Source organism: Actinomadura sp. WMMA1423 (genome assembly GCF_006547145.1).
Lineage (GTDB): Bacteria > Actinomycetota > Actinomycetes > Streptosporangiales > Streptosporangiaceae > Spirillospora.
On the sequence record NZ_CP041244.1, the window covers coordinates 2,410,427 to 2,432,097 of the forward strand.

General features: G+C 72.6%; 14 protein-coding genes and 2 pseudogenes. 8 read left to right on the plus strand and 8 right to left on the minus strand.

The features are described from left to right. Positions 1-64 precede the first annotated feature (64 nt). The 3 genes and pseudogenes from rny to recA form a co-directional block, all read right to left on the minus strand. Complete coding sequence (gene rny, locus FKD65_RS11160) at positions 65-1,636, minus strand: ribonuclease Y (RefSeq protein ID WP_141577385.1); 1,572 nt, start codon at positions 1,634-1,636, stop codon at positions 65-67. A gap of 866 nt (positions 1,637-2,502) precedes the next feature. After that, positions 2,503-3,108, minus strand: a pseudogene (gene recX / locus FKD65_RS11165) (recombination regulator RecX); the annotation flags it as partial. A gap of 127 nt (positions 3,109-3,235) precedes the next feature. Then, entirely contained in the window at positions 3,236-4,351 is a 1,116-nt protein-coding gene (recA, locus tag FKD65_RS11170; protein ID WP_141577386.1) for a recombinase RecA, read from the minus strand. Between the two features lie 241 nt (positions 4,352-4,592). Here recA and FKD65_RS11175 point away from each other — a divergent pair, with 241 nt between their 5' ends. The 3 genes from FKD65_RS11175 to FKD65_RS11185 all read left to right on the plus strand — a co-directional run bounded on the left by FKD65_RS11175 (position 4,593) and on the right by FKD65_RS11185 (position 7,100). Then, on the plus strand, positions 4,593-5,462 hold the full coding sequence (locus FKD65_RS11175; RefSeq protein ID WP_141577387.1) for an ATP-grasp domain-containing protein: 870 nt from the start codon (positions 4,593-4,595) through the stop codon (positions 5,460-5,462). Positions 5,463-5,627: 165 nt separating this feature from the next. Further along, complete coding sequence (locus FKD65_RS11180; RefSeq protein WP_141577388.1) at positions 5,628-5,939, plus strand: hypothetical protein; 312 nt, start codon at positions 5,628-5,630, stop codon at positions 5,937-5,939. Between the two features lie 3 nt (positions 5,940-5,942). Further along, positions 5,943-7,100 carry a glutathionylspermidine synthase family protein gene (locus FKD65_RS11185; RefSeq protein ID WP_141577389.1) on the plus strand — a complete coding sequence of 386 codons (1,158 nt, stop codon included), beginning with the start codon at positions 5,943-5,945 and terminating at the stop codon, positions 7,098-7,100. 6 nt (positions 7,101-7,106) lie between these two features. On the opposite strand, the gene FKD65_RS11190 is transcribed toward FKD65_RS11185, so the two are convergent. Continuing rightward, complete coding sequence (locus FKD65_RS11190) at positions 7,107-7,301, minus strand: DUF3046 domain-containing protein (RefSeq protein ID WP_141577390.1); 195 nt, start codon at positions 7,299-7,301, stop codon at positions 7,107-7,109. A gap of 10 nt (positions 7,302-7,311) precedes the next feature. Further along, positions 7,312-8,604, minus strand: coding sequence for an alpha/beta hydrolase (locus FKD65_RS11195; protein WP_141577391.1), 1,293 nt, complete (start codon positions 8,602-8,604; stop codon positions 7,312-7,314). Positions 8,605-8,921: 317 nt separating this feature from the next. Between FKD65_RS11195 and FKD65_RS11200 the strand changes: the two genes are divergently transcribed. Beyond that, entirely contained in the window at positions 8,922-13,631 is a 4,710-nt protein-coding gene (locus FKD65_RS11200) for a DEAD/DEAH box helicase (protein WP_141577392.1), read from the plus strand. 29 nt (positions 13,632-13,660) lie between these two features. Here the strand turns inward: FKD65_RS11200 and FKD65_RS11205 are convergent. Next, positions 13,661-14,494: pseudogene (locus tag FKD65_RS11205) on the minus strand (DMT family transporter); the annotation flags it as partial. Positions 14,495-14,582: 88 nt separating this feature from the next. Between FKD65_RS11205 and FKD65_RS11210 the strand changes: the two are divergent. After that, on the plus strand, positions 14,583-15,155 hold the full coding sequence (locus FKD65_RS11210) for a TetR/AcrR family transcriptional regulator (protein WP_141577393.1): 573 nt from the start codon (positions 14,583-14,585) through the stop codon (positions 15,153-15,155). Here the strand turns inward: FKD65_RS11210 and secA2 are convergent. Next, on the minus strand, positions 15,136-17,472 hold the full coding sequence (gene secA2 / locus FKD65_RS11215; RefSeq protein ID WP_141577394.1) for an accessory Sec system translocase SecA2: 2,337 nt from the start codon (positions 17,470-17,472) through the stop codon (positions 15,136-15,138). The genes FKD65_RS11210 and secA2 overlap by 20 nt on opposite strands. Positions 17,473-17,707: 235 nt before the next feature. Here secA2 and FKD65_RS46220 point away from each other — a divergent pair, with 235 nt between their 5' ends. Then, entirely contained in the window at positions 17,708-17,842 is a 135-nt protein-coding gene (locus FKD65_RS46220; RefSeq protein WP_302931595.1) for a hypothetical protein, read from the plus strand. 79 nt (positions 17,843-17,921) lie between these two features. Here the strand turns inward: FKD65_RS46220 and FKD65_RS11220 are convergent, their stop codons facing one another. Beyond that, entirely contained in the window at positions 17,922-19,145 is a 1,224-nt protein-coding gene (locus tag FKD65_RS11220) for an ROK family transcriptional regulator (protein ID WP_141577395.1), read from the minus strand. A 254-nt stretch (positions 19,146-19,399) separates the two neighbouring features. Here FKD65_RS11220 and FKD65_RS11225 point away from each other — a divergent pair, with 254 nt between their 5' ends. Continuing rightward, entirely contained in the window at positions 19,400-20,671 is a 1,272-nt protein-coding gene (locus FKD65_RS11225) for an extracellular solute-binding protein (RefSeq protein WP_141577396.1), read from the plus strand. A gap of 22 nt (positions 20,672-20,693) precedes the next feature. Further along, positions 20,694-21,665: a carbohydrate ABC transporter permease gene (locus FKD65_RS11230; protein WP_141577397.1), complete on the plus strand. Its 972-nt coding sequence runs from the start codon at positions 20,694-20,696 to the stop codon at positions 21,663-21,665. Positions 21,666-21,671 lie beyond the last annotated feature (6 nt).

Genomic DNA, 21,671 nt, shown 5'->3' on the forward strand with positions numbered 1-21,671 from the left:
AACTCCGGCTTAATCTGCGTGCTCCAGACCTCGCGCCCTCGGAGGGCGTCCGCGTTCCGCCTGATCAGCGGGCGAACTCGATCACCCTGGACTCGCGGACGACGGTGACGCGGATCTGGCCGGGGTAGGTCAGCTCGTCCTCGACCTGCTTGGCGATGTCGCGGGCGATGACCTGCGCCTGGATGTCGTCGACCGCGTCGGGCTTCACCATCACCCGGATCTCGCGGCCGGCCTGCATCGCGAAGACCTTCTCCACGCCCTCGTGCCGGTCGCGGGCGATCTCCTCGAGCCGTTCGAGACGTTTGACGTAGGCCTCCAGGGACTCGCGGCGGGCCCCCGGCCGGCTGCCGCTCACCGCGTCGGCGGCCTGGGTGAGCACGGCCTCCACGGTCCGGACCTCGACCTCGTTGTGGTGCGCCTCGATAGCGTGGACGACGTCCTCGTGCTCGCCGTAGCGGCGGGCGATCTCGGCGCCGATCAGCGCGTGGCTGCCCTCCACCTCGTGGGTGAGCGCCTTGCCGATGTCGTGCAGCAGCGTGCAGCGCTTGGCGACCTCCACCGGCAGGCGCAGCTCGCTCGCCATGATGCCCGCGATGTGCGCGGACTCGATCAGGTGCTTGAGCACGTTCTGCCCGTAGGACGTCCGGTACCGCAGCTGGCCGAGCAGCGCGATCAGCTCCGGGTGCATGTCGGCGATGCCGACCTCGACCAGGGCGTCCTCGCCGGCCCGGACGCAGAGCTGCTCGACGTCGCTGCGGCTGCGCTCGTAGATCTCCTCGATCCGCTGGGGGTGGATCCGCCCGTCCAGGACGAGCTTCTCCAGCGTCAGCCGCCCGACCTCGCGGCGCACGGGGTCGAAGCAGCTCAGCAGCACCGCCTCCGGCGTGTCGTCGATGATGAGGTTCACGCCCGTGGTCGTCTCGAAGGCGCGGATGTTGCGCCCTTCGCGGCCGATGATGCGGCCCTTCATCTCGTCGCTCGGCAGGTGCAGGACCGACACCACCGATTCGGCCGTCTGCTCGCTGGCGACCCGCTGGATCGCCAGCGTCACGATCTTCCGGGCGCGCTTGTCGCCCTCCGCCTTCGCCGCGTTCTCGATCTCCCGCACGATCGGGATGGACTCGCGCTTGGCCTGGTTCTCGATCGCCGCGACGAGCTCGCCCTTGGCCTGCTCGGCGGTCAACCCGGCCGCCTGCTCCAGCACCTTGCGCCGCTCCTCGGCGATGCCGTCGAGCTCCTGCCCGCGGGCCTCCAGCGCCTTCTTGGTCTCCGCGAGCCGCCCCTGCCACTCCTCCAGGCGGCGCATCTCGGCGTCCAGCCGCTGCTCCCGCTCCGCGAGGCGCGCCTCCCGGCGCTCGAGGTCCTCCCGGAGGGTGCGGAGATCCTCCCGCTGGGCGCGCCCTTCCTCGTCGAGCTCCGCTCGCCCGGCGGCGGCGACCTGCTGCGCCTCCTGCTCGGCCTTCTCCAGGACGGTGCGCGCCTCCTTGGCGGCCTTCGCCCTGACCTCGTCCGCCTCGCCCTGCGCCCGGGCCATCTCCGCGGCGGCCTTGCCGGGCGTGCCGGGGCGCCGCACGACGACGATCACGAGAGCGACCAGGGTCACCAGCAGCGCTGCACCCAGCAGGACGCTCTCCATGAGGCAGATCCTTCCTCGCCGCGGGCCCGTCCGGAGTACGGGGCCCTGCCTAGCGAGGACTTACTCGCACGCGGATGCACGACATCGCGGGACCGCGCGCGGCGCGTCCCGGCGACCCGGCCGGATCCGGTCGACGAACGTGTCCTTTATGCCTCTCAGCTACTGGAACGTGCTCGGTCGTATGGCAATCCGCAAGACGCGGAGTAACTCCTCACTGCCGTAACGGTAAGCGGCACAGAGGTAATGAGCAAGCAAACGACGGGCATTCCGGACTAACCGAACGTCTGCGTGACTCCTTCCTTACCGCCTCCCCTGACCGCCCTGACCCGCCCCGACCTGCGCCATCGCGCCTCCACCGCGGTCACGGCCCGATCGCCCCCAGTCATCGCCTCCCCACCCCCGGCGTGTCGCGCCCCACACTCCCGCCCCCGCCACATTCCCGTCCCTCCACCAACCGCCGCCCTCCCCAGCACCCGCGCCCTCCCCCAGTCCCGATCCCCACACCCGCCCACCGCCCCGACCCGTCATACTCGGCCAACTCCCCCGACCCCACGCGACCTACTGGCCTGCCACACCCGTTGGCTCCAGGCGACCTCCCGACCTCCCGACCTCCCGGACTCGCACGGCCCCCGGACTCGCACGGCCCCCGGACTCGCACGGCCCCCGGACTCGCACCGCTCCCCCGACCTGACACCCCTTTGGCCCCGCATGTCCTTCCGGACCCTCGCGGCCTTCCGGACCCTCGCGGCCTTCCGGACCCTCGCGGCCTTCCGGACCCTCGCGGTCTCCCGGACCCTCGCGGTCTTGGGGCTCGCGTGGCCTTGGGGGTCGTGCCAGTCGTGGGCCCGCCGCGGGGGGTGGGTGGGTCAGTCGGGCGGGGTGGGGAGGGTTTCCGGGTCGGTGCCCTCTTCGGACAGGGCCTCTTTGACCACTCGGTAGGACAGGCCGGGCGAGTAGCCCTTGCGGGCGAGCATGCCGACCAGGCGGCGCATGCGTTTGGCGGGGTCGGCGCCTCGGGTCGCCGGGAGCTTGCGCGCGACCAGGGCTCGGGCGGTCTGCTCTTCCTGGGCGGGGTCCAGGGTCTCCACGGCGTCGTTCACGGCCTCGTCGGGGACGCCGCGGCGGCGGAGCTCGGCGGCCAGGGCGCGCTTGGCCAGGCCGCGGCCGGTGTGCCTGGACTGGACCCAGGCCTGGGCGAAGGCCTCGTCGTCGATGAGGCCGACGTCGGTGAAGCGGCCCAGCACGCGCTCGGCCACGTCGCCGGGGATCTGCTTGCGGTGCAGCGCGTCGGCCAACTGGGCGCGCGTGCGGGGCGAGGAGGACAGGAGGCGCAGGCAGATCTCGCGGGCCCTCGCCTCCGGGTCGCCCTCGCGCGCGGCCGTCATCGGCGGCCGGCCCGCGCGGGAGCGGCGGTCGTGGGAGCGGCCATGGGACCAGCGGTGGGAGCGGCGGTCGTGGGAGCTGTCGCCGTGGGAGCGGCGGCGCCATCGGGGAAGTTCCGGGCACCGGTCGTGCGGTGCCGGGTAAGGCGCCGCCGCCCTGCATACGAGATCATCGCCTACTCTTCGTCAAGAGTCACCCGTCTCGGGAGATTCCCGGTCAGGAATCACCCGCCTTGGCCGCCTTGGCGCCCCTCTTGGCGGCCGGGGCCTTCGCGGGGGCGGCCGCGGCGGGCTCGGGCGCGGCGGCGGGAGCGGCGGGCTCGGCCTCCTTGTCGACCTTCGGGCCGATGCCGAGCTTCTCCTTGATCTTCTTCTCGATGCCGTCCGCGAGGTCGGGGTTGGCCTTGAGGAAGTTGCGGGCGTTCTCCTTGCCCTGGCCGAGCTGGTCGCCGTCGTAGGTGTACCAGGCGCCGGACTTGCGGACGAAGCCGTGCTCCACGCCGAGGTCGATCAGGCCGCCCTCGCGGCTGATGCCCTGGCCGTAGAGGAGGTCGAAGTCGGCGACGCGGAACGGCGGAGCCATCTTGTTCTTCACGACCTTGACGCGGACGCGGTTGCCGACGGCCTCGGTGCCGTCCTTGAGCGTCTCGATGCGGCGGACGTCGAGGCGGACGGAGGCGTAGAACTTCAGCGCGCGGCCGCCGGTCGTGGTCTCCGGGGAGCCGAACATGACGCCGACCTTCTCGCGGAGCTGGTTGATGAAGATGGCGGTGGTCTTGGTCTGGTTGATCGCCCCGGTGAGCTTGCGCAGGGCCTGCGACATGAGCCGGGCCTGGAGGCCGACGTGGCTGTCGCCCATCTCGCCCTCGATCTCGGCGCGGGGGACGAGCGCGGCGACGGAGTCGATGACGACGATGTCGATCGCGCCGGAGCGGATCAGCATGTCGGTGATCTCCAGGGCCTGCTCGCCGGTGTCGGGCTGGGAGACCAGCAGGGCGTCGATGTCGACGCCGAGCTTGGCGGCGTACTCGGGGTCGAGCGCGTGCTCGGCGTCGACGAACGCGGCGATGCCGCCCTTCTTCTGGACGCTCGCGACGGCGTGCAGGGCGATGGAGGTCTTGCCGGAGCCCTCGGGGCCGTACACCTCGACCACGCGGCCGCGCGGCAGGCCGCCGATGCCGAGGGCGATGTCGAGGGAGATCGCGCCGGTGGGGATCACCTCGACGGGCGCCCGCGCCTCCTCGCCCATCCGCATGACCGACCCCTTGCCGAACTGCCGCTCGATCTGGGCGAGTGCGGTCTCGAGAGCCTTCTCCCGGTCGTTCGCTGCCATGAGATGTCCTTCTCGTTGTGGTGTGTCGGCTCTCGGCCGCTGCTTGCGATGTCGAGGGCGACGTTACGGCGGGCCACCGACACTTTCGACCGCGGCGCGCTCCGAAGGCGGTGCCGCGGACCGCGACCAGCTTACCGAACATCCGTTCGATCATCGTCTCACATGCCGATTTGCGGCGGAATCTCCGTGCGATCGTGGGCCCCGACCCGTAACCTGGCGGAGTTGACGGAGGGTTCCAATCATGACGCTGACCGTCCTCTTCTGCGTCGATCCGCTCCACCCCCGGCGCGTTGACCCCCACTTCGCCCGCGAGGCCGCCGCCGTGCGGGACCACTACGGCGAGATCGGCCTGATCGACCACGACGCGCTGCGCCGCGGGGACGTCGAGGACGCGGTCGACGCGGTCCCCTCGGCCCTGGGCCCGGTCTGGTACCGCGGCTGGATGCTCTCCGCGGAGGAGTACGGCGCCATGTCCGCCGCCCTGAAGCGGCGCGGGACGGTGCTCCTGACGCACCCCGACGACTACCGCCGCGCGCACGAGCTGCCGGGCTGGCACGACACGTTCGCCGGGCTGACGCCGCACAGCGTGTGGCGCCCTCTCGGCACCGGCCAGGACCCGGGCGCCCTCAGCGAGCTGGGCGAGCTCGTGAAGCCGCTGCGCGGCGGGCCCGGCGTGGTCAAGGACTACGTGAAGTCGTGCAAGCACGAGTGGGAGGAGGCGTGCTTCGTCCCCGACGTGAAGAACCTCGCCCGGCTGCACGACATCGCGGCCAAGATGGTCGCACTGCGGGACGACCATCTCGCCGGCGGCCTCGTCGTGCGGGAGTTCGAGCAGTACGACGACGAGGGCGAGGCGCGCGTGTGGTGGGTGGACGGTGAGCCCGCGCTGATCGGCCCGCACCCCGACAGTCCGGGCGTGGAACTCGATCCCGACCTGAGCGCGGTGGCCCCCGCCGTCCGCGCGCTCGGATGCCGCTTCATCACCACCGACCTCGCCCGCCGCACCGACGGGGTCTGGCGCGTCGTCGAGGTCGGGGACGGGCAGGTCAGCGACCTGCCGTCATCTGTTGACGCGATGGACCTCTACGCGCACCTCCCGGTGCCGGACTAGTCCCCGCCCAGGTGATACGGGCGTGATCGAACCGGATTAGGGTCTTCACCGTCTCATGACCGTGCGGCCATGGCCGCACGGTCGGTCCCTGCGTGAGAAGGACGTGTTCTCTTGCCCCCACAGGAGCCCTCTCGACGGCTCAGCTCCCGCGCCGTGAAGGTGGGGATGGTGAGCGCCCTGTCCTTGGCGCTCGTCGCCTGCGGCTCCGGTTCGACCACGGCGAGGTGCGTGGACCGGAACGCGCCGGCCAAGGGCAAGGGCGGCTACAAGGTCGTCTCGGACGGCTACTGCGACACCGACGACATCGACCACGGGTCCCCCGCCTACGGCCGCTACTTCTGGTACTACGGCGGGAAGAGCCGTTCCGGCTTCGTGTCGGGCGGCAGCCAGTCCCGGCCGGAGGGGAAGATCAAGTCGAGTGGCGGGCGGACGCTGAGCCGGGGCGGGTTCGGCGGCGGCGGCCGGGGCGGGAGCTGACCCGTGCGCCGCGTTCGCTCCGAGCCGCGCGAGGGCTGGGCGGAGAAGGTCGAGGCACACGGCCTGGCCTTCCACCGCACCGCGCACCCCGAGCACCTGACCCGGCCCTACTGGGACGAGTCCGTGCACTACGTCTTCGACATGGACGAGGTCCTGGCCCTGGAAGGCGTCGTCGAGGAACTGCACCGGATGTGCCTGGACGTGGTGGAGCACGTCGTCTCCACCGGCCGCTACCACGTCCTCGGCATCCCGGACTGGGTGGCGCCCCTGATCGAGGAGTCGTGGCGGCGCGGCGACCCGCACCTCTACGGGCGGTTCGATCTGCGCTACGACGGCCGGGGCCCCGCCAAGCTCCTGGAGTACAACGCCGATACGCCGACCGCTCTGGTGGAGAGCTCCGTCGTCCAGTGGTACTGGCTGCAGGACACTCATCCCGGGGACGACCAGTGGAACTCCATCCACGAGCGGTTCGTGGCGCGCTGGAAGGAGATCGCGCCCACCGCGGGCGGCGAGCCGGTCCATTTCGCCTGGACGACCGGTGACGAGACCGGCGAGGAGGTCATGACGATCGCCTACATGCAGGAGACCGCCGAGGAGGCGGGCCTGCCGGGGGTGGCGATCGCCATGGAGGACGTCGGCTGGGACGACGCGCGCGGGCGGTTCGTCGACCTCGACGAGCGGGAGATCCGGACGCTCTGCAAGCTCTACCCCTGGGAGTGGATCGTCGCCGAGCCGTTCGGGCGCGACATCCCGGGCGCGCCCACGTCGTGGATAGAGCCGATCTGGAAGATGGTGCTGTCCAACAAGGCGCTGCTCGTCCTGCTCTGGGAGTTGTTCCCGGGTCACCCGAACCTGCTGCCCACCTACCTGAACACGCCGTCGAACCTCACCTCCTACGTGCAGAAGCCGCTGCTCGGACGGGAGGGGGCGAGCATGCGCATCGTCACGCCGGACGGTTCGGAGCAGCGCACCCAGGGCGACTACGGCGCGGAGGGGTACGTCTTCCAGGAGTTCTGCGCGCTGCCCGAGTTCGACGGCGAGCACCCCGTGCTCGGCGCCTGGGTGGTCCATGACGGAGCGGCCGGGATCGGCATCAGGGAGACGTCCGGGCTCATCACCGACGACACGTCGTCGTTCGTCCCGCACCGCATCCCGCTGTAGCGGGGCCTAGTGCAGGGTCGAGGGGACGTCGAAGGTGGCGACGACCGCCCGCCAGACCCTCTTGGCGGATTCTCCGTCGGCGAGGGCCTGCTCGATGGTGCGCCCGCCCAGTTCGGCCAGGACGTAGTCCTTGGCCACGCTTTCGGCGTAGTGCTCGCCGAACTGCTGGTTCATCCGATCCCAGAAAACTGTGAGCCGCACGTGGCCCACGCTATCCGACGGACGGCTCCCCCAAGGACCGCGTCACCTCGCCGGGCACCTCGGGCTCGCGGCCTTGGCGGTACTGGCGGTGCAGGCCGGTCAGGTAACGCTCGACGCCCTCGATGACCCGGGCCGTCCGGTAGGAGGGGAAGACGTCGAAGGCGTGCTGGGCGCCCTTCATCTCGGCGTAGAGGACGGGTGAGTCGGAGACCTCCCTCAGCCGTTCGACGAACCGGCGGGCCTCCGCCACCGGGATGAGCGAGTCGCGGCTGCCGTGGACGACGAAGAAGGGCGGCGCGTCCTCGCGGATGTAGGTGACCGGGGAGGCCTTGGCGTACAGCTCCCGGTTCTCCGCGAAGGGCTTCTTGACGACCATGCGTTCGAGGAGATGGGTGTCGCCCATGGCGCGGGGCCAGGGTCCCGGCTCGACGAAGTCGTAGACGCCGTAGAACGGGACCGCGCCCTGCACGGTGGTGTCTGCGTCTTCGAACCCCGGCTGGAAGTCCGCGACGTTCGCGGTCAGCGCCACCATCGCGGTGAGGTGCCCACCGGCGGAGCCACCGGTCACGCAGAGGAAGTCGGGATCGGCGCCGTACTCCTCGGCGTGCTCCTTGTACCAGGCGACGAAGTGCTTCAGGTCGACCAGGTGCTCCGGCCAGGTGGCGCGGGGGCTGAGCCGGTAGTTGACGTTGAAGCCGACCCACCCCTGGAGGGCCATGTGGTTGAGCAGCGGCAGCCCCTGCTCCCGCTTGTCGCCGATGACCCAGGCGCCGCCGTGGATCTGCATGAGCCCGGGACGCAGCCCGCCGTCCGCGCCTTCGCCGCCGGGGGCCTCGCCGGCGGGGCGGAAGACGTCCAGCTTCAGGCGCAGGCGGCCCTCCCGCCGGTACACGATGTTGCGTTCGACCTCCACGCCCTTGCGCGGGATCAGGCACAGCGGAGGAACGATCAGGTGCCCGACGGGATAGCGCGGAGCGCCTTCCGGGTCGAGGTCGAGGGGCGCGCCGCTGTCCCGCAGCGTGACGACCGTGCGGCGCGACGCGGCGAGAGTGGCCGCCACTCCCGCCATGGCGAGGACCGCCAGGACGAGCCCGGTCCAGCCCGCCCAGCCGTCCAGCCCGCCGAAGCCCGCAACGAGCGCCGTGGCGGCGGCCCAGGCGACCAGGACGTGCGGCGCCAACTCGATCGTGAGCCAGCCCACGAAGAAGCTGCCCGCCAGCAGGACCGGGCTGCGCCGCGGCGCGTAGGCGTTGACGGCCGTGAGGGCGAACAGCACGCCCAAGGCGAGAAGGACGTAAGACATCGCGACTCCCTATACGGGACATGGGCCTGCCCCACCTTGCCCACACAAGCGCTTGCTTACAATACTTCCTGCGGCAGCACGCCCCCCAATACCCCCGCCTCGCTCCGCTCACCTGCCCCCTGGAGGGAACGACCCCCACACCCCCGGCCTCGCTTCGCACCAGCCCCCTGTGGGGGACGACCCCCACACCCCCGGCCTCGCTTCGCACCTGCCCCCTGTGGGGGACGACCCCCACACCCCCGCCTCGCTTCGCTCGGGTTTTTGTGACGCGCGCCACGCGGGCGCATTCTGTCCGACGCGCGAGGCAGTATGGCGCCATGGGCGGTGACGTGCTCGAACGCTTCTCCCCGGCGACCCGTGCCTGGTTCACCGGGGCGTTCGCCGCGCCCACCCCCGCCCAGTCCGGGGCCTGGGAGTCCATCGCCGGCGGCGACAACACGCTCGTCGTGGCGCCGACCGGGTCAGGCAAGACCCTCGCGGCGTTCCTCTGGTCCCTCGACCGGCTCGCCACCGAGCCCGTCCCCGAAGACGCGCTGCGCCGCTGCCGCGTCCTGTACGTGTCGCCGCTGAAGGCCCTCGCCGTCGACGTCGAGCGCAACCTGCGCGCCCCGCTGACCGGCATCCGCCACGCGGCGCGCCGCCTCGGCCTGCCCGAACCCGGCGTCCGCGTCGGAATGCGGTCGGGCGACACCCCGGCCGACGAGCGCCGCCGGCTGGCCGTCAAGCCGCCCGACATCCTGATCACGACGCCGGAGTCGCTGTTCCTGATCCTCACCTCGCGGGCGCGCGAGTCGCTGCGCGGGGTGGAGACCGTCATCGTCGACGAGGTGCACGCCGTGGCGGGCACCAAGCGCGGCGCGCACCTCGCGCTGTCCCTCGAACGGCTGGACGCGCTCCTCGAACGCCCCGCCCAGCGCATCGGCCTGTCGGCGACGGTCCGTCCCGCCGGCGAGGTCGCGGCGTTCCTGGGCGGGCCGCGGCCGGCCGCCGTCGTCCAGCCGCGTTCGGAGAAGGTCTTCGATCTCGACATCGTCGTCCCCGTGGAGGACATGGGCGAGGTGGGCCGGTTCGTCGACGACTCGGGCACGGCCGACCCGCGCCAGCGCAGCATCTGGCCCCACGTGGAAGACCGCCTGCTCGACCTGATCCAGGCGCATCGCTCGACGCTGGTGTTCGCCAACTCCCGACGCCTGGCCGAGCGGCTGTGCGGGCGGCTGAACGAGCTCGCCTACGAACGTGCCATGGGCGAACCCCTGCCGGAGGGCCACTCCCCCGCGGAGACGATGGCCCAGGCGGGTGCCGCCAAGGGGGCGCCCACAGAGATCGCCAGAGCGCACCACGGCTCCGTCTCCAAGGAGGAGCGGGCGGGCATCGAGAACGCCCTGAAGGAGGGCCGCCTCCCCGCGGTCGTGGCGACGTCCAGCCTGGAACTGGGCATCGACATGGGCGCGGTGGACCTCGTCGTCCAGGTGGAGTCGCCGCCTTCGGTGGCCAACGGGCTCCAGCGGGTCGGGCGGGCCGGCCACCAGGTGGGCGCCGTGTCCAAGGGCGTCATCTTCCCCAAGTACCGGGGCGACCTCGTCCAGACGGCCGTGGTGGCCGAGCGCATGCGCGGCGGCGAGATCGAGGAGCTGCGGTACCCGCGCAACCCCCTCGACGTCCTCGCCCAGCAGATCGTCGCGATGGTCTCCATGGACGAGTGGACGGTCGACGACCTCGAGACCCTCGTCAAGCGCGCCGCCCCCTACGCCACGCTCCCCCGCTCGGCGCTGGAGGCGTCCCTCGACATGCTCGCCGGGCGCTACCCCAGCGACGAGTTCGGCGAGCTGCGCCCCCGCCTCGTCTGGGACCGCGTGACCGGCGTCCTGCGCGACCGTCCCGGCGCCCAGCGGCTCGCCGTGACCAGCGGCGGGACGATCCCCGACCGCGGCCTGTTCGGAGTGTTCCTCGTCGGCGAGAAGGCGTCGCGCGTCGGCGAGCTCGACGAGGAGATGGTGTACGAGTCGCGCGTGGGGGACGTGTTCGTCCTCGGGGCGAGCTCCTGGCGGATCGAGGACATCACCCCCGACCGGGTGCTCGTCTCCCCTGCCCCGGGCCAGCCCGGCAAGTTGCCGTTCTGGCACGGCGACACGCTGGGGCGTCCCGCCGAACTGGGCCGCGCGCTCGGGTCGTTCACCCGGGAGCTGCTCGGGCTTTCCCCGGAGGAGGCGCAGGGTCGCGTCGCCGCCTCCGGCCTGGACGGCTGGGCCTCCGCCAACCTCGTCTCCTACCTGAACGAGCAGCGCGAGGCCACCGGCCACGTGCCCGACGACCGCACAATGGTCGTCGAACGCTTCCGCGACGAGCTCGGCGACTGGCGCATGGTCGTCCACTCCCCACTGGGCGCGCGCGTGCACGCGCCCTGGGCGCTCGCCATAGCCGGGCGCCTGCGCGAGCGGTACGGGGTCGACGCGCAGGCCATGCACGCCGACGACGGCATCGTCATCCGCATCCCGGACATGGACGAGCCTCCCGGCCTCGACCTGGCCGTCTTCGACGCCGACGACATCGAGCGCATCGTCGTCGACGAGCTCGGCGGCTCGGCGCTGTTCGCCGCCCGGTTCCGCGAGTGCGCGGCGCGGTCGCTGCTGCTCCCCCGCCGCCGCCCCGACAAGCGCATGCCCCTCTGGCAGCAGCGCCAGCGCGCCGCGCAGCTCCTGGCCGTGGCGAGCAAGTACCCGTCGTTCCCGATCGTGCTGGAGACCATGCGCGAGTGCCTGCAGGACGTGTTCGACGTCCCCGGCCTGGTGCAGCTCATGCGCGACATGTCGGGCCGCAAGGTCCGCATGGTGGAGGTGGAGACCTCCGAGCCGTCCCCCTACGCGCGCTCCCTGCTGTTCCACTACGTCGGCGCGTTCATGTACGAGGGTGATTCGCCCCTGGCGGAGCGCCGCGCGCAGGCCCTCGCACTCGACTCGGCGCTCCTCGCGGAGCTGCTCGGCCAGGCCGACCTGCGAGAGCTGCTCGACCCCGACGCCGTCGCCGAGACCGAGCGCGAGCTCCAGCGGCTCGCCGCCGACCGCCGCGCCCGCGACATGGAGGGCGTCGCCGACCTCCTGCGCGCCCTCGGCCCGCTCACCACGGCCGAGGCTGTCGAACGCACCCTCCCCGCGGGGGCCGGCGCCCCACCGGACGCGGCAGCCAAGGCGGAGACGGCCGGTCCGGCCCCGGCCGGGGCGGAGACCGTCGCCTCGGAAGAGGCCCGTGTGGGGGAGGCTGGCGCCGCGGCGGTGGGCGGGGGTGTCCCGGACGGGGTGCTCGTCCAGGTTTCGCGGTGGTTGGCGGAGCTGGAGGCGACGCGGCGGGCCATCCGGGTGCGGATCGCCGGGCAGGAGCGCTGGGCCGCGATCGAGGACGCCGGGCGGCTGCGGGACGCGCTCGGCGCGCCGCTGCCGGTGGGGGTCCCCGAGGCGTTCCTCGAACCGGTCGACGACCCGCTCGGCGACCTGGTCTCCCGGTACGCGCGCACGCACGGGCCCTTCCGGGCGGCCGACGCCGCCGCCCGCTTCGGGCTCGGCGTCGCCGTGGTCGCCGAGACCCTGCGGCGGTTGTCGGGCGCGGGGCGGGTCGTCGAGGGCGAGTTCCTGCCGGTCGGGTCCGTGGCGGGTCCGCTGACGACCGAATGGTGCGACACCGGCGTGCTGCGCATGCTGCGGCGCCGCTCTCTGGCGCGCCTGCGCGCCGAGGTCGAGCCGTCCCCGCCGGAGTCGCTCGGCCGGTTCCTCCCCGCCTGGCACGGCATCTCGGGGGGATCGCGGCTGCGGGGCATCGACGCGCTCGTGCAGGCGGTCGAGCAGCTGCAGGGCGCGGCCGTGCCCGCGTCCGCGCTGGAGTCGCTGGTCCTGCCGTCGCGGGTGCCCGGCTACACCCCCGCCATGCTCGACGAGCTGACCTCCGCGGGCGAGGTCGTGTGGGCGGGCCAGGGCGGTCTGCCGGGTGGCGACGGCTGGGTGGCGCTGTACCTGGCCGACACGGCACCCCTGCTCATGCCGCAACCGGCCGAGATCACGCTCACCCCCGCGCACGAGGCCGTCCTGGACGCGCTCGGCGACGGGGGCGCGCTGTTCTTCCGCACGCTGTCCGACCGCGTGAACAAGCAGGTCACCGCGAGCGACGCCGACCTCGTCACCGCCGTGTGGGATCTCGTCTGGTCCGGTCACCTCACCAACGACACGCTGGCACCGCTGCGCTCCGCGCTCGGCTCCGGCCGCCCGACGCACCGTTCCCGCACGACGCGCCGCGGGCGTCCCGTCCTGCCGTCCCGGACGGGTCCGCCCACCGTCGCGGGACGCTGGTGGCCGCTCCCCGAGCGCGAGCCCACCGCGACTCTGCGCTCGCACGCCCTCGCCGAAGCGCTCCTGGAGCGGTACGGCATCGTCATACGCGGTGCCGTAGCGGCCGAACGCACCCCCGGCGGCTTCTCCGCCGTGTACCCGGTCCTGCGCGCCTTCGAGGAGACGGGCCGCTGCCGGCGGGGGTACTTCGTCGAGGGCCTGGGGGCCGCCCAGTTCGCGCTGCCGGGGGCCGTCGACCGGCTCCGCGCGCTCCGCCCGGCGGCGGCCGCCGCACCGGACGACATCTCCGCCCTCTGGGAGACGCCCTCCAAGCCCGAGGTCCGCGCGCTCGTCCTGGCGGCGGCCGACCCCGCCAACCCGTACGGCGCGGCCCTGCCGTGGCCGGAGCGCGACGACGAGGTCGCCAGCGGTCACAAGCCCGGCCGCAAGGCGGGCGCCCTCGTCGTCCTCGTCGAAGGCCGCCTGGCCCTCTACGTCGAACGCGGCGGCCGGACGCTCCTGACCTGGGACGACGACTCGCGCGTCCTGCAACCGGCCGTGGACGCGCTCGCCCTCGCGGTCCGCGAGGGGGCGCTCGGCAAGCTGACCGTGGAACGCGCGGACGGCGAGGCGATCGGCGACTCCCCGCTCGCGGCCGCCCTGGAGTCGGCGGGGTTCCATCCCACTCCGCGCGGGCTGCGGCTGCGCTCCTGACCTTCCGGGTCCCGGAGGGCCACCGTCACGGCGACGGCGCACACCAGCACGCCGAGCAGCGACGGCAGGGTGAGCGTGGTGCCGAACATCAGCCAGCCCAGCAGCATCGTCGTGGGCGGGGTGAGGTAGAGCAGCGCGGAGACGCGGGCGATGCCCGTCCGCCGGACGTTGACCCAGTACAGCCCGTACCCGCCGAGCATCGCAGGCAGGACGGAGATGGCGATGGCCGTCCAGAACACGGGGCCGGTCGGCGGGAGCAGGGACCCGGCCGCACCGGCGAAGCCCGAGAAGACCACCGCGCTCACGAGCGCCTGGACGGCCAGGGCCTCCGGGAGCCCGAGCGAGGGCCGGACGCGCCGTTCGACGAGGGTGGCGCAGACGAGGGAGAGCATCGCGGCGAACGGCAGCGCGTACGCCCAGGCCGGGGCGCCGCCGCCGAGGTCGCCACCGACGACGAGGGCGACGCCGCCGAGTCCCGCGGTGAACCCGGCGAACCGGCGGCGGCCGACGCGCTCGCCGAGCACGGGCCCGGCGAGCGCGACCGCGACGAGCGGCTGCAACGCCGTCACGAGGCTGTTGATCCCCGCGGCGACGCCGTACTCGGCGGCGAGGAACACGCCGGAGAGGTAACCGACCTGGCTCAGCATCCCGATGAGGGCGTGCAGGGCCAGGTCCCGGGGCGGGATCCGGCGCCGGCGCCACAGCAGCCATGCCCCGAGCGCGCCGCCGCCGATGATGAACCGCCAGGCCAGCAGCGCGCTCGCGGGCGCTGACCGGGCGCCGAGCTCGGCCGCGATGAACCCGGAGCTCCACATGACGACGAACGCGGCGCCCAGCAGGACGTCCGATCGGCGCTGATCCACGGATCCTCCTCAGGTATACATACCGGTATACCTACACCGTAGCCATACCGGTATGTATACTTGAAGTCACCCCTTCGAAGGAGCCGCGATGCCCGTGCAGGACCGGCCGCTCACCCCGGCGGCCCGGCGAGTGCTCCAGGTCGCGAGCGAGCTGTTCTACGAGCGCGGCATCGGCTCGGTAGGCATGGAGCTGATCGCGGCAGAGGCGGGCGTGACGAAGAAGACCGTCTATGACCGGTTCGGCTCCAAGGACGCGCTGATCCTCGCCTACCTGCGCACCCGCGACGAGCGGTGGCGCGCCTACACGACCGAGCGGATAGCCGGGGCGGTCGGCCCCCGCGAGCGGGTCCTCGCCACGTTCGACGCCCTCGGCGAGTGGCTGGCCACCGAGTGCGGGCGCGGCTGCTCGATGGTGAACGCCTGCGCCGAGCTGCCCGACCCGTCCCACCCGGTCCACGGGGTCGCCGCCGAGCAGAAGGCCTGGGTGCGCGGCCTCTACGCGGACCTGGCCGGCGACGGGGTCCTGGCCGACCAGCTGCTCATCCTGCACGAGGGCGCCGTGGTCGCGTTCAGCGTCGCGGGCATCCGCGACGCCGCGGCCGCCGCGCGCTCCGCCGCCGAGGCGATCGTCCCCCGGCGGCTCAGCGCCGGCGCCCCCTGAACATATTGATCAACCCGCGCAGGGCCCGCTCGTCCAGGGACCCGAACGGGTTGTCGTGGACGAGGTAGGTCCACGTCGCCGAGGGGCGCTTCAGCCCAGCGGAGTCGAGGTCGATACCGTCCTCGGCGGACGCCGTGAGGGCCTCGAAGGCGGCCACCGACCGCCTCCGCGCGTCGGCGAGGAGCCGCTTGCCCGCCGGGACGGCCTCCCGGTTGAACTCGACCAGTGGGTCCAGGCCCCGGCCGAGCGAGCGCAGATGGATGCCCTCGCGCAGGTCGGCGAGGAAGGCCAGGTGCTCGGCCCAGCAGCGGTCCAGCTGGTACAGGACGATCTGCCGCGCCGCGGCCGCGACCGCGTCGGCGCCCGCGACGCCGGTGAGCTCGGCGTGCCGCCCGGGGGCCTCGGCGGCCATGGCCCGGTCGGCGGCGTCGCCGCGCAGGACGGCGTCGCGCTCGGCGAGCACCTCCCGCCGCTGGAGCCCGATCAGCTGGTTGTACCGCCACGTGTTGCGGTGCAGCTCCAGGTCGACGCCCTCCGCGACGCGCTGGGCGTGGCCCACGATCCAGTGCGCGCCCTTGTCGGTGATGAGCCCGTCGTCTCCGGCGGACGCCTTGGACTCCTCGTCCGGCGCGTACCGGGTGACGAGGTCGTCCTGGAGGCTGGTGAAGAACACCGATCCGCCGGGGTCGCCCTGCCGGCCCGCACGGCCCCTGAGCTGGTCGTCCAGGCGGCTGCTGTGGTAGCGGCCGGTCCCGATGACCAGCAGGCCGCCGGCCCGGGCGACCCGGTCGTGGTCGCTCCCGTCCTGCTCGGCCGGGGCCGTCCCGGGGGCGGTCGGCGAGGGGCTGCCGCCGAGCCGGATGTCGGTGCCCCGCCCCGCCATCTGCGTCGAGACGGTGATCGCGCCGTACGCGCCCGCCTCCGCGATGATCGCCGCCTCTTCGGCGTCGTTCTTGGCGTTGAGGACGACCCGGTCAAGCCCGGCGCGGGCGAGGCGGCGGGCGAGCCGTTCGGACTCGGCGACGTCGCCGGTCCCGACCAGCACCGGGCGGCCCCCGGCGTGCGCGGCGGCGATCTCCTCGACGATCGCGACCTCCTTGTCGGCGGCGGTCGCGTAGAGGCGGTCGGGCTCGTCGACGCGGACGCACGGCCGGTTCGGCGGGACGACCGCGATCTGCAGCGAGTAGAACTCGGTCAGCTGCCCGGCGACGGCCATCGCCGTGCCCGTCATGCCGCACCGCACGGGGTAGCGGCCGATCAGCTCCTGCACGGTGATCGAGTCGAGGATCTCCCCGCTCGGGGAGGCGTCCAGCGCCTCCTTCGCCTCGACCGCCGCCTGGAGGCCGTCCGGCCAGCGCTGCAGCAGGGCGACCCGGCCCCGGGACTCGCTGATCAGCTTCACCGCGCCGTCCCGGACGATGTAGTCCACGTCGCGCTGGAGCAGGACCTCCGCGTGCAGTGCCACGTTCACCGCGGTGAGCGCGGCGAGGTTCTCCGGCGCGTAGAGGTCGAGCCCGAGGACGCGCTCCACCTCGCGGGCCCCGGCGGCCGTGAGCTGCACGTTGCGGGCCTCGTCGTCGGTCGAGTAGTGCAGCCCGGGGCGCAGCCGCCGGACGAGTTCGGCGTGCCGGGGGTCGGCCTCGCCCGAGTCGGCGGCGCCCGCGAGCACGAGCGGCACCATGGCCTCGTCCACCAGCACGGAGTCGGCCTCGTCGATCAGGGCGACGGACGGCTCGGGCAGCACGAGGTCGGCGGTGCTCGTGGCGAGCCGGTCCCGCAGGAGGTCGAACCCGACCTCGCTGACCGGCGCGTACGTCACGTCCGCCCCGTACGCCTCGCGCCGCTCGTCGGGCGTGGACGCCTGGCCGACCCAGCCGACGGTGACCCCCAGCATCGCGTACAGCGGGCCCATCCACTCGGCGTCGCGCCGCGCCAGGTAGTCGTTGACCGACATCACGTGGACCCGGTTCCCGCGCAGCGCGTACCCGGCCGCCGCCAGGGCGCCGGACAGGGTCTTGCCCTCGCCCGTGGCCATCTCCGCGACGTGCCCCGACAGCAGCGCGAGCGTCCCGACGAGCTGCACGTCGAAGGGTCGTTCGCCGAGGGTCCGGCGGGCGGCCTCCCTGCCGAGCGCGCACAGCTCCGCGAGATCCTCCTTCTCGCGGAGCGCGGACGCGGCGGCGGTCAGCTCCGCGTCGGAGAGCTCCCGGACGCGGGACTCGCGCCCGCCCGCCTCGTCGGCCAGGGCGCGCAGCGGCGCCAGGTCGACGCTCCCCGGCTTCTGGACGAGGCGCCGCAGCCGGTCACGCAGCGCCATGGCGTCCCCTCGGTTCGTCGCTCACGGTTCCCCCAAACGGGCGGTCGGAAGACGGCGTTCCCATGATCTCAGCGCGGCGGCCCCCGAGGTGTCCAGGGTGGTCCTCCGCTGGAGGTCTGACCTCGAATTCATTCCTCGGGCGGATACCCCCCGGCCCTTTCGTTTGAGACCATGGGCACATCACGGGGTTTGCGGTGGCCAAGGGGACAGCGCCACCGCGGAACGGGGTTTCGGCATGACACCTACGGCACGCAAGGCCGCCGCGCTCCGGCGCAAGCGCCAGATCATCAGCCAGACCGTCATCGACCGCGCGCTGAACGACCCTCGGCGCCACAAGGAGGCCGTCGTCGCGGCGGCGCCCGCCAAGTAGGAACGGTCCAAAACGCGATCGGGGAGCGCCTCCGCCCGCCGGGGCGGGGGCGCTCCCCGATCTCGCGGACGCGCGCCTCCTACGATGCCCCCGCGGCCGAGAAGACGTCGTCGCGGGCCTGCTCCAGCGCCGCGTGCAGCGCGCCGCGCAGGACGGGGTCGCCCGTGACGCCGGTGACGGCGACGGCGGGGCGGGTGGGGCTGATCCGGCCGACGATCTCCTCGATGCGGGTGGCCAGCGGCCATCCGCCGGCCCGGCCGAGGCTCCCCGACAGCACCACGAGGCCGGGGTCCAGGACGATGTTGACCGAGGTCACGCCGTAGGAGATGCGGTCGGCGAGCTCGTCGAGGAACGCCCCGCCGCGGTCCTCGTCGGCGGCGGCCGCGCGGACGCAGTCCACGGCGGTGGGCTCGGCGATGCCGTGCTCGTGGGCGAGCGCGCGGACCGCGTCCGCGCCCACGAGGGCCCCGTAGCCGCCGGCGAGGGTCGGGATCCCCCAGCTCCTCGACTCGGTGACGCCCTCGTCCCGCGCGGCGCGCCGGGCCGAGCCGACCGGCAGCGGCGCCCCGGGCACGGGCAGGTAGCCGATCTCCCCCGCGCCGCCCCACCGGCCGCGGTGCAGCCGCCCGCCCAGCATCACCGACAGGCCCATGCCGCGGTCGAACCACATGAGCGCGAAGTCGTCGGCCTCGCGCGCGGCCCCGTAGGCGCGCTCGGCGATGGCGGCGAGGTTCACGTCGTTCTCGATCGTCACCGGGCGGCGCAGGTCGGTGCGCAGCGCGGCGAGGACGCCCTCGTGCCAGGCGGGCAGGTCGAAGGAGAACTGGACGTCGCCCGAGCGCGGGTCGACCACGCCGGGCGTCCCGATGACGAACGCGCTCAGCCTCGACACCGCGACCTTGGCCGAGCGGCACGCCTTGACGACGGCGCTGTGCACCGTCTTCACCGGGTCGTCGGCGCCGTTCGGGTCGACGGTGACCTGGGCGACGATGTGCCCGGTGATGTCGGCGACGCCCGCCGTGACCCCGTCCGGCCCCACCTCGAGGCCCGCGACGTACGCGCTGGACGGGACGACCGCGTAGAGCGCGGCGTTCGGGCCCCGCCCCCCGGCCTGCTCCCCCACGACCGAGACGAGCCCGCGCTCCTCCAGGCGGGACAGCAGCTGGGACGCGGTCACCTTCGACAACCCGGTGTGCTCGCCGATCTGGGCGCGGGTCAGCGGGCCCTGCTCCACGAGCAGGTCCAGCGCCGCGCGGTCGTTCAGCTCACGCAGCAGCCTCGGCGTTCCCGGGCGTCTTGCCATCCTCGCACCCCTGATGTCTCAATCCGCTAACGAGCAGTTTTGTTTAGGAAAGTTTCTTGTTAGTTTACGCCCAAGCGCCGACCGGCCCGGTACCCCGGGCCGGGGGCGCGCGCAGAGCGCGGACTGGCGAGCAGGGCGCCCGCGAGCGATGCGAACGCGAGGTGGGCATGGCTGGGACCCTAAAGGGTCCGTGCCGTCTCCACCCGCACCGCAGGCCACAAGGCCGCGCGAGGCGATGCCGGAAAGGATCCCCAGTGAAGTTCATCAAGGTTGCGGCCGCGACGGCCGCGATCGCCCTGGCCGCCACGGCCTGCGGCGGCGACAGCAAGGACGGCGACGCGGGCGGGGGCAAGGACCCGGCGCAGCTCAAGGTCTGGATGATGGGCGACGGCACGCCCGAGCAGACCAAGTTCCTCGACGGCGTCGAGGCCGAGTTCAAGCAGAAGCACCCGAACACCGACGTCCAGATCAAGTACGTGCCGTGGCCGCAGGTCGCCACCACGTTCCAGAAGGCGGCCGCCGGAGGCGAGGGGCCCGACGTCACCGAGCTCGGCAACACCGACGTCCAGTCCCACATCGAGCAGGGCAGCCTGGCCGACATCACCGACCGGTTCAAGGGCTGGGCGGACGGCAAGACGCTGAACAAGACCGCGCTCGAGAACGACACCGCGGACGGCAAGACCTACGCCGTGCCGTGGTACGGGGGCGTCCGCGGCGTCTGGTACCGGACGGACTGGTTCTCCGAGCTCGGCATCCAGCCGCCGAAGACGTGGGCGGACCTGACCGCCGCGGCGAAGAAGGTGCAGGACTCCAAGAAGGTCCCCGGCATCGGCATCCCGAGCGACCAGACCAACGCGCTGCTCAGCTTCGTCTGGGGCAACGGCGGCGAGGTCGCCGTCGACGACGGCAAGGGCGGCTTCAAGGGGCAGCTCGACCAGCCGCAGGCGGTCGAGGCGGTCAAGTACTACGCGGGCCTCGTCACCACCGAGAAGGTCGCGCCGGAGAAGTACGTCGGCAAGAACGAGCTGGAGGGCCCGCAGCGCGACTTCGCGCTCGGCAAGCTCGGCATGTACGTCGACGGCAGCTGGGCGCTCAAGGAGATGAAGAAGATCTCCGAGAAGAACGCCGACAAGTGGGGCGTCTTCCCGATCCCGAGCAAGACCGGCGGCAACGCCCCGGTCATGGCGGGCGGCTCCGACCTCGCGGTGTGGAACGACAGCAAGGCCAAGGACGCGGCCTTCGACTACATCACGGTCCTGAACAACGCCAAGAACGCCAAGGGCTGGGCGGACTACAGCGGCTTCTCCTCCATGCGGTCGGACGTGAAGTTCTCCGACCCCAAGCTGGAGGTCTTCACCTCGATCGCCGGCAACACCAAGTTCCCGCCGATCAGCGCGGGCTGGGGCGAGTTCGAGCAGGCCAAGAAGGTGCTGCCGAACGCGGTCAAGGCGATCATGCAGGGCAAGTCCGCCGAGGAGGAGATGAAGAAGGCGAACGAGCAGGCCAACACCCTGCTGAACCCGTAGGACCCGGCTGATCGGAACGTCCATGCTCGACACCGCTCCCGCGGTGCGGAGAGCGCCTGGCCGGAGAACGCCCGGCCAGGCGCGCCCCCGCCGCAGGCCCCGCTTCGGGCCCTACCTGCTGATCGCGCCCACCGTGGTCGTGATCGCCGTCCTGATGTTCTGGCCCATGATCCAGATCGGGGTCATGTCGTTCCAGAAGGTCGGCAACCGCCAGCTGCGCGGCGAGCCGGCCGAGTCGGTGGGGACCGAGAACTTCGACAAGATCTTCAACGACCCGTTCTTCTGGCAGACCCTCCGGCACACCGTGCTGTTCGCCGCCGTCGCGGTGTCCCTCACCCTGGTCGTCGGCACGCTGGTGGGCCTGCTGCTCCACAGGCTCGGCAAGCGGATGTCGGGCTTCGTCGCGGGCGGTGTGATGGTCGCCTGGGCGACCCCGCCGGTCACCGCCGCGATCATCTTCAGCTGGCTGTTCGGCACCACCGGCGGCCTCGTCAACTGGTGCCTGGACCTGCTGCCGGACTTCCTGGTCGGCAGCGGGTGGAGCGACTACAACTGGTTCGCCACGCCGCTGTCCACCTACACCGTCCTCACCGTGTGCGTCGTCTGGCAGGCGTGCCCGTTCGTCGCGGTGTCCGTGCTGGCCGGGCTGAAGAGCGTCCCGGGCGAGCTGTACGAGGCGGCCCGCGTGGACGGGTCGGGCCCGTGGCGGACGTTCTGGAGCCTCACCTACCCGATGCTCAAGCCGATCTTCCTCGTGCTGATCGTCATGTCGATCATCTGGGACTTCAAGGTCTTCACGCAGCTGTTCATCATGGCCGGGATGGCCAACCGCGACGCGTTCAACCTCTCGCTGTACGGCTACTCCGAGGCGTTCGGCTCGCTGAACCCGAAGCTCGGCATGGGCTCGGCGATCGCGCTCGTGCTGACGCTCATCCTGCTCGTCGTCACGGCCCTCTACGTGCGGGTCATGGTCCGTCAGGGGGAGACCCGATGAGCCGAG

Excerpts from the sequence above, each read along its gene's own strand:
- FKD65_RS11175 (WP_141577387.1), top strand. The coding sequence starts at position 4,593 with ATGACGCTGACCGTCCTCTTCTGCGTCGATCCGCTCCACCCCCGGCGC.
- FKD65_RS11210 (WP_141577393.1), top strand. The coding sequence starts at position 14,583 with ATGCCCGTGCAGGACCGGCCGCTCACCCCGGCGGCCCGGCGAGTGCTC.
- secA2 (WP_141577394.1), bottom strand. The coding sequence starts at position 17,472 with ATGGCGCTGCGTGACCGGCTGCGGCGCCTCGTCCAGAAGCCGGGGAGC.
- FKD65_RS11195 (WP_141577391.1), bottom strand. The coding sequence starts at position 8,604 with ATGTCTTACGTCCTTCTCGCCTTGGGCGTGCTGTTCGCCCTCACGGCC.
- rny (WP_141577385.1), bottom strand. The coding sequence starts at position 1,636 with ATGGAGAGCGTCCTGCTGGGTGCAGCGCTGCTGGTGACCCTGGTCGCT.
- FKD65_RS46220 (WP_302931595.1), top strand. The coding sequence starts at position 17,708 with ATGACACCTACGGCACGCAAGGCCGCCGCGCTCCGGCGCAAGCGCCAG.
- FKD65_RS11220 (WP_141577395.1), bottom strand. The coding sequence starts at position 19,145 with ATGGCAAGACGCCCGGGAACGCCGAGGCTGCTGCGTGAGCTGAACGAC.
- recA (WP_141577386.1), bottom strand. The coding sequence starts at position 4,351 with ATGGCAGCGAACGACCGGGAGAAGGCTCTCGAGACCGCACTCGCCCAG.
- FKD65_RS11200 (WP_141577392.1), top strand. The coding sequence starts at position 8,922 with ATGGGCGGTGACGTGCTCGAACGCTTCTCCCCGGCGACCCGTGCCTGG.
- FKD65_RS11180 (WP_141577388.1), top strand. The coding sequence starts at position 5,628 with ATGGTGAGCGCCCTGTCCTTGGCGCTCGTCGCCTGCGGCTCCGGTTCG.
- FKD65_RS11230 (WP_141577397.1), top strand. The coding sequence starts at position 20,694 with ATGCTCGACACCGCTCCCGCGGTGCGGAGAGCGCCTGGCCGGAGAACG.